Source organism: Floridaenema fluviatile BLCC-F154 (assembly GCF_041929135.1).
Taxonomy (GTDB): domain Bacteria; phylum Cyanobacteriota; class Cyanobacteriia; order Cyanobacteriales; family Aerosakkonemataceae; genus Floridanema; species Floridanema fluviatile.
Genome location: NZ_JBHFNS010000016.1, coordinates 70,877 through 86,900, shown reverse-complemented (window position 1 = coordinate 86,900; position 16,024 = coordinate 70,877). Strand labels below are relative to the sequence as shown.

Annotated in this window: 10 protein-coding genes and 1 tRNA gene; 2 read left to right on the top strand and 9 right to left on the bottom strand. The window is 40.0% G+C overall.

Annotation, left to right across the window (positions count from 1 at the left end):
- Nucleotides 1–21 precede the first annotated feature (21 nt).
- Together ACE1B6_RS02040 and ACE1B6_RS02035 are read right to left on the bottom strand one after the other, a co-directional pair.
- The gene (locus ACE1B6_RS02040; RefSeq protein ID WP_413255562.1) at nucleotides 22–3,498 is read right to left on the bottom strand and encodes a WD40 domain-containing protein; all 3,477 of its coding nucleotides are present in this window, start codon (nucleotides 3,496–3,498) and stop codon (nucleotides 22–24) included.
- A gap of 53 nt (nucleotides 3,499–3,551) precedes the next feature.
- Nucleotides 3,552–5,144 (bottom strand): AAA-like domain-containing protein, encoded by a 1,593-nt coding sequence (locus ACE1B6_RS02035; RefSeq protein WP_413255561.1) that lies wholly within the window; start codon nucleotides 5,142–5,144, stop codon nucleotides 3,552–3,554.
- Nucleotides 5,145–5,445: 301 nt separating this feature from the next.
- Between ACE1B6_RS02035 and ACE1B6_RS02030 the strand changes: the two genes are divergently transcribed.
- A complete protein-coding gene (locus tag ACE1B6_RS02030; RefSeq protein ID WP_413255560.1) occupies nucleotides 5,446–6,504 on the top strand; it encodes an alpha/beta hydrolase family protein in 1,059 nt (352 codons plus the stop codon).
- 204 nt (nucleotides 6,505–6,708) lie between these two features.
- On the opposite strand, the gene ACE1B6_RS02025 is transcribed toward ACE1B6_RS02030, so the two are convergent.
- The 6 genes from ACE1B6_RS02025 to ACE1B6_RS02000 all read right to left on the bottom strand — a co-directional run bounded on the left by ACE1B6_RS02025 (nucleotide 6,709) and on the right by ACE1B6_RS02000 (nucleotide 12,188).
- Nucleotides 6,709–8,190, bottom strand: a complete 1,482-nt coding sequence (locus ACE1B6_RS02025) for a slr1306 family protein (RefSeq protein WP_413255559.1) — start codon at nucleotides 8,188–8,190, stop codon at nucleotides 6,709–6,711.
- An 84-nt stretch (nucleotides 8,191–8,274) separates the two neighbouring features.
- Nucleotides 8,275–8,351: transfer RNA gene (locus ACE1B6_RS02020), tRNA-Met, on the bottom strand.
- Nucleotides 8,352–8,411: 60 nt separating this feature from the next.
- Nucleotides 8,412–9,365: an asparaginase gene (locus tag ACE1B6_RS02015; RefSeq protein WP_413255558.1), complete on the bottom strand. Its 954-nt coding sequence runs from the start codon at nucleotides 9,363–9,365 to the stop codon at nucleotides 8,412–8,414.
- A 109-nt stretch (nucleotides 9,366–9,474) separates the two neighbouring features.
- Complete coding sequence (locus ACE1B6_RS02010) at nucleotides 9,475–9,975, bottom strand: CGLD27 family protein (protein WP_413255615.1); 501 nt, start codon at nucleotides 9,973–9,975, stop codon at nucleotides 9,475–9,477.
- A 97-nt stretch (nucleotides 9,976–10,072) separates the two neighbouring features.
- Nucleotides 10,073–10,510: a ribosome silencing factor gene (gene rsfS / locus ACE1B6_RS02005; RefSeq protein WP_413255557.1), complete on the bottom strand. Its 438-nt coding sequence runs from the start codon at nucleotides 10,508–10,510 to the stop codon at nucleotides 10,073–10,075.
- 412 nt (nucleotides 10,511–10,922) lie between these two features.
- Nucleotides 10,923–12,188 (bottom strand): glycosyltransferase family 4 protein, encoded by a 1,266-nt coding sequence (locus ACE1B6_RS02000; RefSeq protein WP_413255556.1) that lies wholly within the window; start codon nucleotides 12,186–12,188, stop codon nucleotides 10,923–10,925.
- Between the two features lie 403 nt (nucleotides 12,189–12,591).
- Between ACE1B6_RS02000 and ACE1B6_RS01995 the strand changes: the two genes are divergently transcribed.
- Nucleotides 12,592–13,380, top strand: coding sequence for an ion transporter (locus tag ACE1B6_RS01995; protein ID WP_413255555.1), 789 nt, complete (start codon nucleotides 12,592–12,594; stop codon nucleotides 13,378–13,380).
- A 532-nt stretch (nucleotides 13,381–13,912) separates the two neighbouring features.
- On the opposite strand, the gene tkt is transcribed toward ACE1B6_RS01995, so the two are convergent.
- Complete coding sequence (tkt, locus tag ACE1B6_RS01990; protein WP_413255554.1) at nucleotides 13,913–15,925, bottom strand: transketolase; 2,013 nt, start codon at nucleotides 15,923–15,925, stop codon at nucleotides 13,913–13,915.
- Nucleotides 15,926–16,024 lie beyond the last annotated feature (99 nt).

The following is a 16,024-nucleotide window of genomic DNA, read 5'->3' as shown; positions in this document are numbered from 1 at the left end:
TTTATTACTTTTGCAATAAGTTTATTTGATATTGTCACACAAATGGCGATCGCTCTCTTCCACCTGTAAATTCGTTCGCAAATAATCCCTTACCCAATTACAAGCATACTCCAACTCATTGAGATTCTCAATCTTTTTTAAATCCCAAATAATCACAGTGCTATCATCTCCACCAGAAACTAAAAATTTACCATCAGGAGTAAAAGCTAAACTAATTACCATTCCTTGATGTCCCGGCAAACTTCTTAACAATTCTCCCTGAAGATTCCATAATTTTACTGTGTTATCAACTCCCGCAGTAGCAATAGTTTGACCATCAGGACTAAAAGCAACTCTAGTTAACCCTTGACTTCGCCCTGGAATAGTTTTTAAAAGCTTGCCATCCCCTGTCCAAAGTTTCAGAATGTCATCCCGACTGGTGGAGGCGATGATATTTTTTTGCGGACTCCAAGCAACTCCCCAAACAGCACCTTCATGAGAAAGCGTTGCTACTAAATCACCATTTATTCGCCAAATTTTTACCTTACTATCTGCACTGGCAGAGACGAGAAATTGACCATCAAAACTAAAGGCTAACTTCCAGATTCTTTCAGAATGAGCGATAAAACTGTGCAGTAATTTGCCATCAAAATTCCATAATTTAATTGTTCGATCGTCTCCCGCAGAAGCAATAATTTTGTGATTTGGACTTAAGGCAACTGCATAAACACTGGCTTGATGTCCTCTAAAAGTTTTTAACAGCTTTAGCGGCAAATTTTTTCCCTGACTTAAATCCCAAATTTGAATATTACCATTATTGTTACCTGTCACTATCATCTGATTGTTTGGGCTAAAAACTACACCCTGAAAAGTATATTCTTTTGGTTTTAGTGTTTGCCAAAGTATACCATCATTTCCCCATAATTTCAGGGTGTCATCACCACTTACTGAAGCAATTAACTTACCATCTGAACTAGTCGCAATATCCCAAATTGTATCTTGATGTCCGTAGAGAGGTCTTAAAAGAAATTGATTGCGTTGCCAGAGTTTTACTGTACCATCATCACTCGCAGAAGCAGCTAATAAATCATCGGAACTTAAAGCTACATCTCGAATTACAGCCCGATGTCCTTGTAAGTTTCTCCTCAAAGTGCCGTCAGTTTTCCAAATTGTAACAGTGTTATTTTTGTCGCCAGTGACAATAAATTCTCCCTGACAATCAACCCCGATCGTGCTATGGTCGCTTTTCAATGTTCTTACTAAAGTACCGTCTAGTTTCCAGAGTTTAGCAGTGCGATCGGAACTAACAGAAACTAATAAGTTATTTTGCTGACAAAATGCCAAATCCCAAATAGAATTCTGATGTCCTTTGAGGGTTTTTAGTAATTTACCATCAATTGTCCATAGATTAATTATGTTATCGACTCCTGCCGAAGCAACAATCTGATTATTTGGACTAAAGGCAACATTCCAAACACTTTTTTCATGACCTTTTAAGGTTTTCCACAATCTACCATCAATTGTCCATAATTTTATAGTTTTATCGCTACTACCAGAAGCAATCAATTTACCATTAGGACTAAATGCCACTCCCCAAATAGGAACTTGATGACCTTGAATAGTGTAAATTAATCTACCATCAATGCCCCACAGTTTAATCTTCCCATCTAAACTACCAGAAACAATCAGGCGACTGTCAGGACTGAAAGCCACCCGATGAACAGTTGCGCTATGTTTTAAAGTATGTAAAAGTGTGCCATCTCGCCGCCAAACTTTAACAGTTTTATCATTACTTGCTGTAGCAATGAACTGATTGTTAGGACTAATATCAACACTCAAAACACTACCCTGATGTCCGATTAAACGGTTAGATTCATTATTTCCATAAACTGTTTTTCTTAAGGCTATTTCTACATTTTTAGCCGTTTCAGGAGCAACATTTCCTAACTGTTTGAGGCGGCGTTTGGCTTTAATCGCTTCGATCATTGCATCTAATTGATTATTGGAGGCAAATAAACCTTGCGAGGATGAAGCTAAGGCTTTGATTTCGCTAATTCTAGCTTGGCGAAACTGCCAAAATGCGATTAATACTAAACTGGAAGCGAGAAAAAATGCTCCGCTTACTAATATTAAAACTAATCTTTGTAATTTGGCATTTTTTTGTTCTTCAATTAATTGAATTTTAATTGCTTTGGTGCGTTCTGCTTCTATTTTTTGCTGGGTTTCTTGGCGATCGATTTCCAGAGATGCAGCAAGAAACTGATAATCTAAATCGCTTAAACTTTTTCCCTGCGTCCAAAGTTGAGCATCTTTTAAAGCTTGTCCTCTTAATAACCGCGAAGTATCAGTTTTTTGGGAATTTACCCAAGCATCGAATGTTTGGGAATAAGGACGCATTTTGCTTAATTCTTTTTTCACCCAATCTTGACTAAAAACTCCCTGATAAATCGGGTTTTTAACTTGCAAGAATCCATTTTTTTTGACGATTAAGCCTGATAGTACAAGTTCCGCTTGTTCCCGGCTGTCATCAGTAGGAATTTGAATACCTTGGAGGATTTGTTGGTAAATTCCTAGTAATCTTCCGGCGCGTTGTTCGTTGCGAAGTAGGCGATCGCGTACCGTTTTTAAATGTTCTGGTTCATCTTGACTCTGCCAATTTTGAATAATTCGGGATTTTACCAAACTCTCTAGCCAAAATCCCTCAGTTCCCGGCAAAATTTCCAGAGACTCGCTTACTGAATCTCTGCTTAAATTCCAGACTAAATTACACAATTTATGAGTTAAAAATGGCTGTCCATTTGTCCAAGTTAAAATTTCTTTGAGGATACTTCCTGAGTTGCTAAATTTTTCGGTTAATCCCTTAGCTAAAGGTTGAGCTTCTTCTAATGTAAATCCACTAAGTTCTATAGCTTTACCAATATTAAAAGGAGTCCGATTGCGATCGCTAATCAAATCGCTGGGAGTCGCTACACCAAATATCGCCCAAGTCAGGTTTTTGTAAGCAGGATTAATTGCCCTTTGGTTATAACAAAAACGAATGAAAGCAAAAAAATCATCGATCGGAAAATCTAAGCTAATCACACTGTCTATTTCATCAATAAAAATTACTAGCTGAGAGTGCGAAAATTGCTCTAAGAGAATATCTTCGATAAAATTACCTAACTGCTGAACTAACGATAAATTTTCTTGTTCTTTCCACCAAGTTTTTAAATTAACTTTTCCCAGCAAATTGAAACCGCGCCACAAATCAGTAATTATTCCTTTATACCACTGACTTTGGGTAATTGTTTCGCTACCAATCCGAGTGATATCTACAGTAGTACATAAAACTCCTTCTTGTTGTAGTTTATGTCTAGTCCGAACTAACAGCGAAGATTTACCCATTTGTCGGGAGTTGAGAACATAACAAAATTCCCCACTTTTTAAGGCTTCATATAATTCTGAGTCTGCTTTTCTAACTACATAACAAGGTGCTTCTGTTGCTAGACTACCGCCGACTTGATAGTGACTCTTGTCCATTGGAATAATTTTTTAGTGATAACAATATTTTTTCTAAAACTTCATTCTGCAAGTCAATAATTGCTAACGCTATCTCCTTCCCTTCTCTTAGATGCAAGCAAAGCTTGATTAGCTTGATTAATTATTTGACTTACATCACTTTTTTGGTTAGGACTTTTACTAGCAATACCTAAACTAACTGTGACAACAGAATTTTTAAAACCATCCATGCCTTGAAGTTTAAAAGGAATTGCCAGTAACTTTACTCGCTGTCTAATTTTTTCAGCAATTTGCTGACTAATAGTTAGATTTTTTCCTGGTAAGAGAATGGCAAATTCTTTACTTTCATAACGAGCTATCAAAGCGTTAGGAAAAATCACCACATTGCGGATAATATCAGCGACTTGCTGTAAGCATAAATTGGCTGCTTGATAACCATAAGCTTTTTCATAATACTCGAAATAATCCACAGCACAAAAAATTAATGAAATACTTTCTTTGTCGGCTGATTCTTGCCATGTTTTTTCCAGTTCTCGATCGAAGTAGCTTCGATTAAACAAATAAGTTATTTCATCTAAATTAGAAGTATTTAACTCTGGTTGTTGAGTGAATCTGGGAAAGGAATTGTTCAATAAACTAACTTGTAAAAGTTGTTCTTGAAAATATTGTCGATATAGTTCACAGCTAATTTCTGCTGACGAACCTTTCAGTTTAATGATTCCCATACTTTCTAATTTATAGGCAGCGATCGCTTCTAAAGGTTCCCTAGAACCAGTAATTATCTGCTTTAAAACTTCTCCTAATTCTGGATTGTCTCGAACTATATTTAACTGACTGAGTAAATGTTGGTGATAAATTCCTTCTAGTGTAGCTGCTTGTGCTAAAAATTCCTCGATATTTTCCCATTTTTTTCTTTGATTAACCAAATGATAAAGAGCTAAATTAATCAAGTAAGGATGTCCACCTACGATCGCCATTAGTTGTTTAGCATCTTTACCATTTGTCCAATCTAATCCATAACGTGCTGCTAATTCTTGCACTTGTTCTAAGGTAAATTCTGGCAACTGAAGTGATAATCCAATATTAAAAGGTGATTGATTTATATTTAAAGATACATAAACTTCGGTGGAATGAATCACTACTAATCGCAGCTTTTGCCAAATTTCTACCTGCTTCGCTTCTTCATGCCACGATCGCAACAAAGACAAAAAATCTCTAGCAATTTCAGGAAACTCAAAAACTCGATTTACCTCATTTAAAACTAATACTAAAGGAGCATTTATTTGCCTTAACAAGTAACCTTGAAAATACAAAGTGCTGCTGACTTTGCTACCAATATCCTCATCCCAATATTCATCTAACATCGGTTCTAGCTTTAAATGGCGACTCACATTGGCACAGAACCATCGTAAAAATTTATATAAAGAAGAGAAAACTGTTTCATCTGCTTGCTGAAAATCTAATGTTACGGTTTTATACCCTAAGTTAGTTGCGCGATCGATCAACCGAATCATCAGCGAGCTTTTCCCCATTTTTTTCGGTGCTTTAATGCGAATGAAACTTCCAGGTTTGCTGATTTCCCTGTAAGCTAACTCTTCAATAGGAGGTCTTTCAATATAAAACGTTGAATTCAGTGATAATGGATCGTTGGGAAATGTTAAATACATGAAAATAGCTCAATCGTTTTTTCCTTACCTTACCATCTAATTGAAAATAGTTAACCTCACCTTAGTAATATGAGTTTTCTTGTAATAAATGATCCACTAGAAGGATTCCGGGAGATAAATTTTTATTTAAAAATATAAATTTATTAGCGGAATGCCTTGCCCCTACTACAAAATTGGGATGCTCCCAGAATACTTAACTTTTCTGTATCGACAGTGATTTTTTCATGAGATATAAGTAAGCATAGCTAATCTATCTTGCCTCAAAGATAAATACTAATATCCACTTAGCTCGATTAAGAAAATGAAGAAATTAGATACCCGAAAACAACTCGTAGCAATGACACTAGGGGCAACTTTATTCGCCTTGGGAACTCATACAAATGTTTCTGCTGCTACCTTCAGTTCTAACCCCTTATTTGAAGTAAATAATTACACCACTACCTTAAGCGTCAGTGGAGATGCAGCAGATATTTACTTTCCAGTTAACTCAAATTCAGCAACTCCTCGCAAATTTCCGATCGCCTTAATGCTGCAAGGAGCACTAGTAGATAAAGCTGATTACTCAAACTATGCCTCTCAAGTAGCAGGTTATGGATTTGTTGTAGTAGTACCAAATAATTTTAGAACCGCCCCCGATCCCACAGGGCAAGAAATTACAGGGTTAATTCCCGAACAACAACAAGTTCAAAATATTCTCACCGAAATGGTTGCAGAAAACTCAAATGCAAATTCGCCTGTTAATAATTTAGTTGATACCAAAACATTAGGATTACTCGGACATTCTTTAGGTGCATTTGTCTCACTCAGCGCCGCCCAAGAAGAGTTTTGTTTTCCGGCAATTTGCACCCCAGGTTATCAGAAACCACCCGAACTTAAAGCCGTTATCAATTATGCAGGAGCTTTTGGAAATACTCAAACTCAGACATTTCTTCCTCTGAATAATGGAGATACAGCGATCGGTTTAATTGCAGGTAGTCGCGATGGAGTAGGCATTCCTTTGATTACGAGAGAAACCTACAATCAAGTGCAAAATCCCCCCAAAGTTTTGATTACAGTTGAAGGAGCAAATCACTATAGTATTACCAATGAAGATAATTTAACTCGCGAACCCAATCGCCCCACCTTAGAACAATCTATTGCTACAGAAACTATTGCCCGTTGGAGTGGACTATTTTTACGTGCTCATTTGTTGAACGATCGCGATGCCTTTGATTACGTCTATAACACAGGCGATGCTTTAGATAACAACGTCAGCGTCATCAGTGAAAAGCAAACAATTCCCGAACCAAGTGCAGCGGTTGCACTACTCGCAGCAGGGGTAATAAGCTTAAAACTACGAGGGAAAAGTAAGCACAATTAATAATCAGATCCCCCAACCCCCTTACCAAGGGGGCTAATCAAAGTTCCCCCCTTACCAAGGGGGACTAATCGAACTTTCCCCTTGATAAGGGGGGCTAATCGAAATTAAGGGGTGCTAATCGAAGTTCCCCCCTTATTAAGGGGGGCTAGGGGGGATCGACAGTTTCAGTGTTATACCAACAAACCAACTAATAAATCTCTCTAATCAACCAACTTTCTCCCCAGCAGCAAGTTGTAATTGAGGTGAATTAGGCATTAATTTACCCACAACTTGCTGCACAAAAGATTGCAGAAAAACCACTCTTTGATTCTGTTGAAAAACGCTTTGCAATTTCTCTTTCAACCTTTCCACACTGAAAGCATTTTCCCCAGCATCAGCACTAATTTCTTGCTCTTGAAAATACTCAATTAAACTCAATCCAGCAATTCTGGTTAAATAAGCAGCACTAATTCCCTGAACAACTCCCCCAGCAACAAAGGTAATTACATGACTTTTCAAAAATGAGGTAATTGTTTGGGTAGAAAGTTCCACTAATCCCAATTTTAACATCGCGCTTCCCATAGTTCCGGCTACAGTTTGCGCTTGTTCTAAGGAGAATTTTTGCTGATAACCATTCGCCAAATCTAACACCATTTGAGCGTTAATTGCGCCTGTAGCAACTAAATCTAATGTTGGTACAGGATTAGCAAAAGCAGCAGCAGCGGAAATCCATTGATATTGTTCAATTATTGGCAGAGATCGATCGCGCCTCACCCCATTCAAAACTTGCTTCGCCTCACCTTTCAAAGCCACAGCTTCCCGCCAAGTAGTCGCCCAAACTAACTGTTGACTTTGTTGCGTTAAAACTACATTCAAACGTTCCGTTAAAGCTGAAATTGCCGGAACAGATTCTTCTAACCATTCCTGCATCGATCCATCAGTTTGATATTGCCGAACTTTAATCGCTTTTGGATTAGCTGCGATCGCAATTACATCATCTTTTTCTAATATTCCCTTTGTTCTTTCCCGGATTTGTTGTAAAACAATTTCCCGATCTTCCGGCAAATACTGATCTTCCTTATTAAAAACCAAAATAAACCGCTGATTAGCAGCTTTTAACTGTTGCAAAATTTGCCATTCCGAATCTGTTAGATCGCCATTGACAACAAACAATAAAACATCAGCATTATTGGCAATTTTTAAAGCTTCTATTTCATCTATTTTTCCAGCTTCATCAGTGACAAATAAAGCAGCTGTTTCCTGCAAACTTAAAGTTTTTCCGATTTGAGTCAGCCAACTTTCTGCTAAAAGTTCCCTTAAAGTAGTTTTACCAACAGCTTTTCCACCAGCGATCGCTAAACTTAACTCTTGTCTGTCTAATTTAGTCGTTACTTCGGCAACTTTTTCTCGCAGTTTAGCGATGACATCACCATTAACTGCTTCTACTTCTAACTTATCAATTACTCTTTCTGCTTGCGCGATCGCCCTTTCCACCGTCGCCCTTTCCACCAGCGACAAATCAAAATCTACCTGAGTCTCTTTCGTCTTCTTTTGTCTGAGTAAAAATACGCCACCTAGAGCGATCGCACTCCATAAAGTATACTCTCCCAACTGCCCGATCGTATCATCCACACCTTGCCACAACCAAAGCAAAACCGAAAGCCCAACTCCGCCAACTAAAATCGGTTTCCGTAAATTCATGCTCATAATTTTTTTTCTATAAATACCTAAATTCCAGCATAAACCAAAACCCCTAAAACATTTTTGTTTCAGGGGTTTTGGTTTTTAACTTGGTGGCGGGAAGTGGATTTGAACCACTGACCTTCGGGTTATGAGCCCGACGAGCTACCAGACTGCTCTATCCCGCGTCGCTTCGTTGCTTTTGATTCACTCTCACTAGTATAACCATAAACCAAATCAAATTGCAACTATAAAAGCGATAATTCTCCAAGAACTTCCAGACGCTTGTAAGTACCCAAGTTCAGATAAGTCTCTGCCAAGGACTCAGCCACCGTCGGAGTAATCCAGCCCATTTGCCGCAACAGGTGAATAGCCACAGCACGTTTAGCACGTTTAGCGCCATCCATGACCTTAATTGCCAAACCCATGCCTTCACCCACACGACCAATACAGAGAATTCCCTCAGCACCAGACTTACTGACTATTTCGCCTTGAGTATGCTGCATTAATTCCGTATCAAATTCACCAGGGCCAGCTACCATATTCGGGTGACTAGTCATCGCCCGGACAATGCGTTCCATATCCAAATTATTCCCAGAGGACAATTGAGCATACAAAGAAGCCATTTGTCCCAACTGCATCAAATAAGTAGGAGCGCCACAATCATCATGAGCTTGAATAAACTCTTCTCCCGGCATTCGCAGCAATTCCGCGATTTTGCTCAAAATTAGCTGTTGTACCGGATGATTGCGCTGTAAGTAACCATTGAGCGACCAACTGCGTTGCTGACAAACAGCCAGCATTCCCGCGTGTTTCCCAGAGCAATTATATTCCAGTGGACTTTGCTTGCCTTCTGGAATTGGACACTGGAGCGCGGAGGGATCGATATCACAGCGCCAAAGAACGTTAAAAACCTGTCGTACCTGCTCAATATTCCCTTGGTGGGAACTACAGATAATTGCCAAGTCGCGGTCTGTTAAACCGTAACGTTCCAAAGTGCCTGTTGTGGTGACTGCTAGTGCTTGGAAAGGCTTAAGGGCTGAACGAGCAAAGGTAGCAGTTTCCGAATTACCTGCTACAGAAAGCACGCGCCCTTTGTCGTCACAAACAGTGGCTTGGACGCGATGTGCTGATTCAATGATGCCTTCCCGCAGCAGTCTAACTTCTAGTTCTGCGGTTTGAGTTCTTTTTCCCCTTGTCATGGGTAAGACTGTATCACTGGAGGGGGACGATTCGGGAATTTTCGACTTTTGATTTTCGATTTTTGATTGATTCCCAATATTTAATGTACAACTAATAGCAGCTTAGGAGTTAAAGAAAAACCCAAATTAGGCTACCTAAGCCAAAAATCAAGGCCAGCAATGCAAAAGTTTTGTTAAGTCGCTGAAGAATTGGTTGGACTTGATAGGTGACAATCAAGCGATCGCGAGTCAGAATTTCTGGTGGTTTATCCCAGCATTGCCCATCGTACCATCCCGATTCCTCGTAAAAAACGGTAGGATTGCTCAATCGATCGCGCACGTAACACCAGCCCAAATACAACCGCAACAGCGCCAAAATCATAAACAAACTCGCGATTGCCCCACCACAAAGCATAAACTGACCCACAGCTTTTTGGGGCGGAAAACTCGCCGCTGCCACTGGCCCTGCGAGAAGCCAACTCCAACCCCAAATCCAAGCCATCTTTCGCCAATAACTGCCCTCATCAAGAGTGGCCCAGCGAAAGAACCAGGAATTTTTTAGTTCCTGGTACTCATTGATGGGTTGCTGTTCAGATGGTACCGGACATACAGAAACAGAAGACTCCATCATCATTGCTCACCCACTCTTAGTTATTAAAGCTTGCTGGAAAACCAGTCAACCAGTATGCTACGTCATTGGAAAATTAATTAAACAGAAATAGAGTAGTTTATTCTTGAGCCAAATTAACTCGTTCTGCGTGACCCCAAAATGCTTCCAGATTATAAAATTCTCGTTCTTTCGGCATTAAGATATGGACGATCGCCTCACCATAATCTAGTAATATCCAGTTAGCTTCTGCTTGTCCCTCAATTCTTAGAGGCCGACGTTGCCATTTTTGTTCTACCTGGTCTTGAATAGCTTGGGAAATTGCCCGTACTTGGACTCTAGAAAAACCTGTGACTAAAACAAAATAATCAGCTAAATAGGATATATCTGACACCCGCAATGCTAGCAAATCCGTTCCTTTCCGGTCTAATGCTGCTTCGACAATAGTGCTGAGCATTTCTTGATTTGCATCTTCGCCTCCTGCCGCCTTCTGAGCATCATTAGTATTTGCCACTGCGGTGGTCGAGGTGGACTTGACAGTTGGAAATTTCTCGGACATTCAACTCCTTAATGCTATGCAATCTTGAATGAATTGATTGTTATCTGAACCAAAATTGGTTTTCTGTAGTTTAGCGTTCCCAGAAAAATCAATTTTGCTATTTTGCCTCTCATGATAACTTGCCTGACGACAGTCATGCTATCAATCCGGGCAGCTGTCTAATCTCGTTAGTTTCTTAGGATTTTGGCGGTTTCCATGCCCCAGTTACAGGTTAATAAAATTTGCTGGGGAATTTAACTAGCCGTTAAAAACACGCTACAACTCCATAATTCATACTTAGTCTGCCAAAAGTATGATTCGCGATCGCTTGTAATATTTCTTCATTAACCACCATAAAACCATCTCTAGACAGAATCTAATAGAGATGGCTTGTTTGTTTTATTGATTTATCTATCGTACTTCCGACCGGAATTCAATTAGGTAAAGGCTTAACTTTAGGAATTGGTTCTGTTTGTGGCATTAAAGAGGTAAAAAGTTCCTCATAGCGATCCAAAGCTTTTTCAAAGGAGTAATAATCGATCGCGTGTTGTCTACCTTGTTTAGCCAACTTTTCCGCTTGTTCGGGATTGTGGTATAGTTCAGCGATCGCAGAAGCCAAAGCTGCTGGATCTTCTGGAGACACTACTAAACCACCACCACTTTGTTGTACTGCCTTAGCCGCCGTTCCCGTAGCAGGTACCGAAGCCACTATTGGGCGACCACTAGCCAGAATTACAGGAATTTTAGAAGGTAAATTAAAAGCAATTACGTTGTGTTTTTGTGTCACTAAACTCACATCGGCTGCTGCTAACATTTCGGGCAACTTTTCTCTCGGTTGAAATGGTAAGAGCTTAACGTTATATGCTCCATACATTTGACAATAATCACTCACCCTTGCCAGAGCTTTTTCCTCGCCCACAATCACAAACACAATATCCGGGTTATCTCTCAGACAAGCTGCTGCTTTAATTACCGTTGGTAAATCTTGAGTTAGAGCAATATTTCCCGAATAAAGCACCACAAACTTACCTTCCAGCTGATGAGCCACACGGAAAGCATTGTTTTCTTTCGGTAACGGGCGAATAAAATTCACATCTACCCAATTAGGAATTAAATCTATTTTTTCTTTAGGAACACCTTTACCAGTCAGGTTTTCCATAAACCCATCAGCAATTACGCTAATCTTAGCGGCAGCACGGTTGGCAAATTTTTCTAATGCCTCAAAAGCCCGAATCACAAATTTATTTTTTAGCAATCCTACGTGAACCGCAGCTTCATGTTGAATATCTTGAATGTTTAAAACTACCGGGCAATCATGCAGCCATCCCGCTAAAGTCGCCGATAAGCAAACAGGTAACGGTGGTACTGTGGTTAAAATTACATCTGGTCTTGGTCCAACTAAAGCCGGGAGAAAACTGGTTAATACAAAGCTGCCATCTAACAGCAATCGATCTAGCAAAGTTGGTTTTGGACGAATCCAAACATAACTGCGCTCAATCTTCACACCATTTCTTTGTTCGCATTTGTAAAATTTCCCCCGATACCCTGGATAAATCCGCCGTTGCGGATAGTTAGGCATTCCCGTGATTACGCGAACTTCATGACCACGTTTAACTAAGCCTTCTGCCAGTTCGGTCATCAGTGGGGCAATGCCGATCGGCTCAGGGTAATAGTTGTAGGAATAGATTAGGATACGCATATTAAAAGTCTATGGAATTTGCTAGAGGAAAGGGAAGGAATAGTTTGTAATTTTTTAGATAAGTTTTGTCGCCTGCCCAGTTAGCCTGAGTTAATCCCAGTGCTTCTTTTATCGATCGGTATTTTGCCTTGTTTCCTTTTCATCACACGCTTACCGTCAATCTCTCTTACTCGGCACGCTAGATAGTGATACATCCCTGGTGGGTTTTGGTGAGCCATGATCTTCGGTTGTTCAGATAGTATTAAACAATTGCCCTATTCATCAGACCCTAGTTTAAGATACCCATCAATCCTGAAATATTTATCGCCCACCCCAAAAAAGTTTTCTTCACTACATTGGCTTAACAAATTCACTTTGTTACTCCTAGATCTGATCTGTGAAACAAAGAATTAACGTTTGACCTATGTTGCTCCGAAAAAAAATCTCCTTTTATTTGGAAGACATTGAAACTCCGACTGGTAGATCCATTAATTTAATTATTACAGGTTTAGTCTTATTATCTTCAGTAATTTTTGTAAGTGAAACATTTAGTATATCTAATGAATTACGTAACATCCTCACTTATGTGGACTCCGTAATTTTACTTATATTCGCTTTGGAATATTTATTGCGTTTCTGGTGTGCGGAGAACAAATATCAATTTTTATTCAGTCTTTATTCTGTAATTGACTTAATTGCTATCCTACCTTTTTTTATTGGATGGATAGATATTAGTTTCATTCGCCTATTTCGTTGGTTAAGAATTTTGCGATTATTAAGATTCTTAGATCCCAAGAATTTACCAGGTCATCTGACTACGGAAGATAGTTTAATCCTCACTCGAATTATTTTTACTTTATTTGCGATCGTCTTTGTTTACGCAGGCTTGATTTATCAAGTAGAAAACCCAGTCAATCCTGAAAGTTTTCGCACTTTTTTAGATGCGGCTTATTTTGCGGTGGTAACTATGACAACGGTGGGCTTTGGTGATGTAATTCCGATCTCGGAAACTGGCCGATTTTTGACGATTATGATGATTTTCACCGGAATTGCACTGATTCCCTGGCAGATTGGAGACTTGATTAAGCAAGTAGTTAAGTCAGCTAATGAAGTAGAAATCCCTTGTCAAAATTGCGGTTTGTTATTACACGATCCAGATGCCAACTTTTGCAAAATTTGTGGAAGTAAGTTAGATAAAGAAGAAATAATTTAAAGAAATTACTTGAGCAAAATTGTTTATCTTGAAAATTAATTATTCAAATTAACTGACAATAAGTATATCCAATTGTAGGCTTTTACAAAAAAAAATGTTTTGATTAGCAGAAAAAAAATTACAGATATATCCTTCAAATTATCTCTTTTAACCAGGATGAGATTAAAAATTTTGCTCGACTCTAAAATTAAACAATTTCAATTCTGTACAATTATACATATTGCCAGAACGACATTTACTATATAGGTTGGTTTGAGATCAGTAATAGTACTAGCTTCCTTGATAAATAATTATTAAATGGCTTTACTAAATATTTAAATATCTTTCTATCTCACTCCGTAATTAGGTGGAGAGCGATCGCAATACTGTTCAGTTAAGTTAATACTTCATTTCAGTTTGGGAAACTAGCCTCTCAATATTCCGTCATCATAGCTTAGATATTCCTCAAATATTAATTTGAGAGGTGTTTTAGCAATTACAAAAAAGGTAGGCAATTTTGCCTACCCTAAAAGAGAAAATAGTATTCTCGGTATTAACCCAACAATGCTTTCGCCTTAGCTAACACATTGTCAACGCTAAAGCCAAATTTCTCCATACAAACGCCACCAGGGGCGGAAGCACCGAAACGATCGATACTCACAGTATCGCCTTCAGTTCCCACATACTTCTGCCAGCCGAAACTAACACCAGCTTCTACAGACAACCGCTTGGTAACAGCTTTTGGCAGCACAGATTCTCTGTAAGCAGCATCTTGGGCTTCAAATAACTCCCAAGAAGGTAGGGAAACAACCCGTACTTTCTTACCTTCAGCAGTGAGTTTTTCCCCAGCGGTAACACAAAGGCTAAGTTCTGAACCAGTACCAATTAGGATGATGTCAGGTGTACCCTCACAATCAACTAATACATAGCCGCCCTTGGTTACGCCTTCGATCGAAGTACCTGCTAAGTTGGGAACGTTTTGCCGAGTGAATGCCAATAGGGTAGGTTCGTTTTTCTTGGCTTTTTCGATCGCCACTTTATAAGCCCCAGAAGTTTCGTTACCATCAGCAGGACGAATCACTGTCAAGCCAGGAATTGCCCGCAGAGAAGCCACAGTTTCCACTGGTTGGTGAGTTGGGCCATCTTCCCCTTGTCCCACAGAATCGTGAGTCATCACCCAAATCACGCCAGCTTCCGACAAAGCAGATAAGCGGATTGCCGCCCGCATATAATCTGTAAAAATCAAGAAGGTAGCGCCATAAGGAATCAATCCCGAATGATGCAGCGCCATCCCATTACAAATTGCGCCCATGCCATGTTCCCGCACCCCAAAGTGGATATTGCGGTTTTCGTAATGCCCTTTCTGAAACTCACCAATACCTTTCAGTTCCGTCAGGTTAGAGTGAGTCAAGTCAGCAGAACCACCAATTAACTCAGGCAAAATCGGTGCGAGTTTGTTCAGGCAGGTTTCGGAATGCTTCCGAGTAGCTACACCTTTATCTTCCGGGGTGTAAGTTGGTAATACTTTATCCCAACCATCGGGCAATTTACCACTGAGGAAACGCTCAAATTCAGATGCTTCTTGGGCATACTTAGCTTTGTAGTTGGCAAAAGCCTTGTTCCACTCTTCTTCGTAAGCAGCACCACGTTGTACTGCTTTGCGGGTATGGTTGAGTACATCTTCTGGGATAACGAAAGGTTCGTATTGCCAGCCCAAATTGTCACGGGTCAATTTTACTTCGTCTGAACCCAAAGCCGCACCGTGAACGCCTGCGGTATTTTGCTTGTTAGGAGAACCATAACCAATAGTAGTTGTCACCTTAATCATAGTTGGTTTGTCGGTGACAGCTTTGGCTTCTTCAATTGCTTTGGCAATTCCTTCTAAATCGGTGTTACCGTTTGGAACGTGGAGGACGTGCCAACCGTAAGCTTCAAACCGCTTAGAAACATCTTCGGTGAATGCTACATCTGTAGAACCATCGATCGAGATGTGGTTATCGTCGTACAGAGCGATCAGTTTACCTAATCCCAGGTGTCCGGCTAAAGAACAAGCTTCGCCAGAAACCCCTTCCATGTTGCAACCATCACCAAGAATTACATAAGTATAGTGGTCAACAATTTTGGCATCGGGTTTGTTGAATTTTGCAGCCAGGTGGGCTTCAGCCATTGCTAACCCAACCCCATTGGCAATTCCTTGTCCGAGGGGGCCTGTAGTGACTTCTACCCCAGGCGTAACGAAGTTTTCTGGGTGTCCTGGGGTTTTGGAGTGCCACTGGCGAAATTGCTTGATATCCTCGATGGAAACGCTATCGTAACCCATCAGGTAAAGCAGGGCGTACTGCAACATCGAGCCGTGACCTGCGGAGAGGATAAAGCGATCGCGGTTGAACCAATTCGGATTTTTTGGGTTATACCGCATAAAGCGATCCCAGAGCACAAATGCCATTGGCGCAGCGCCCATTGGCAATCCTGGATGTCCAGAATTTGCTTTTTGTACCGCATCTATTGCGAGAAAGCGGATAGAGTTAATACAAAGTTCCTCAAGGGATTGAGTTGCAACAGCCATAATCTTTTCTTCTTAACGACAGTCGGAAACTTGGTAGGTGAGCTAAAATTTTGGCGCTCTGGATCGCTCCAAAACATTATCACCCATCATCCCATTTAC

Bases quoted from the DNA above. Each gene is read 5' to 3' on its own strand.
- ACE1B6_RS02040 (WP_413255562.1), bottom strand. From the start codon at position 3,498: ATGGACAAGAGTCACTATCAAGTCGGCGGTAGTCTAGCAACAGAAGCA.
- ACE1B6_RS02035 (WP_413255561.1), bottom strand. From the start codon at position 5,144: ATGTATTTAACATTTCCCAACGATCCATTATCACTGAATTCAACGTTT.
- ACE1B6_RS02030 (WP_413255560.1), top strand. From the start codon at position 5,446: ATGAAGAAATTAGATACCCGAAAACAACTCGTAGCAATGACACTAGGG.
- ACE1B6_RS02025 (WP_413255559.1), bottom strand. From the start codon at position 8,190: ATGAGCATGAATTTACGGAAACCGATTTTAGTTGGCGGAGTTGGGCTT.
- ACE1B6_RS02015 (WP_413255558.1), bottom strand. From the start codon at position 9,365: ATGACAAGGGGAAAAAGAACTCAAACCGCAGAACTAGAAGTTAGACTG.
- ACE1B6_RS02010 (WP_413255615.1), bottom strand. From the start codon at position 9,975: ATGATGGAGTCTTCTGTTTCTGTATGTCCGGTACCATCTGAACAGCAA.
- rsfS (WP_413255557.1), bottom strand. From the start codon at position 10,510: ATGTCCGAGAAATTTCCAACTGTCAAGTCCACCTCGACCACCGCAGTG.
- ACE1B6_RS02000 (WP_413255556.1), bottom strand. From the start codon at position 12,188: ATGCGTATCCTAATCTATTCCTACAACTATTACCCTGAGCCGATCGGC.
- ACE1B6_RS01995 (WP_413255555.1), top strand. From the start codon at position 12,592: ATGTTGCTCCGAAAAAAAATCTCCTTTTATTTGGAAGACATTGAAACT.
- tkt (WP_413255554.1), bottom strand. From the start codon at position 15,925: ATGGCTGTTGCAACTCAATCCCTTGAGGAACTTTGTATTAACTCTATC.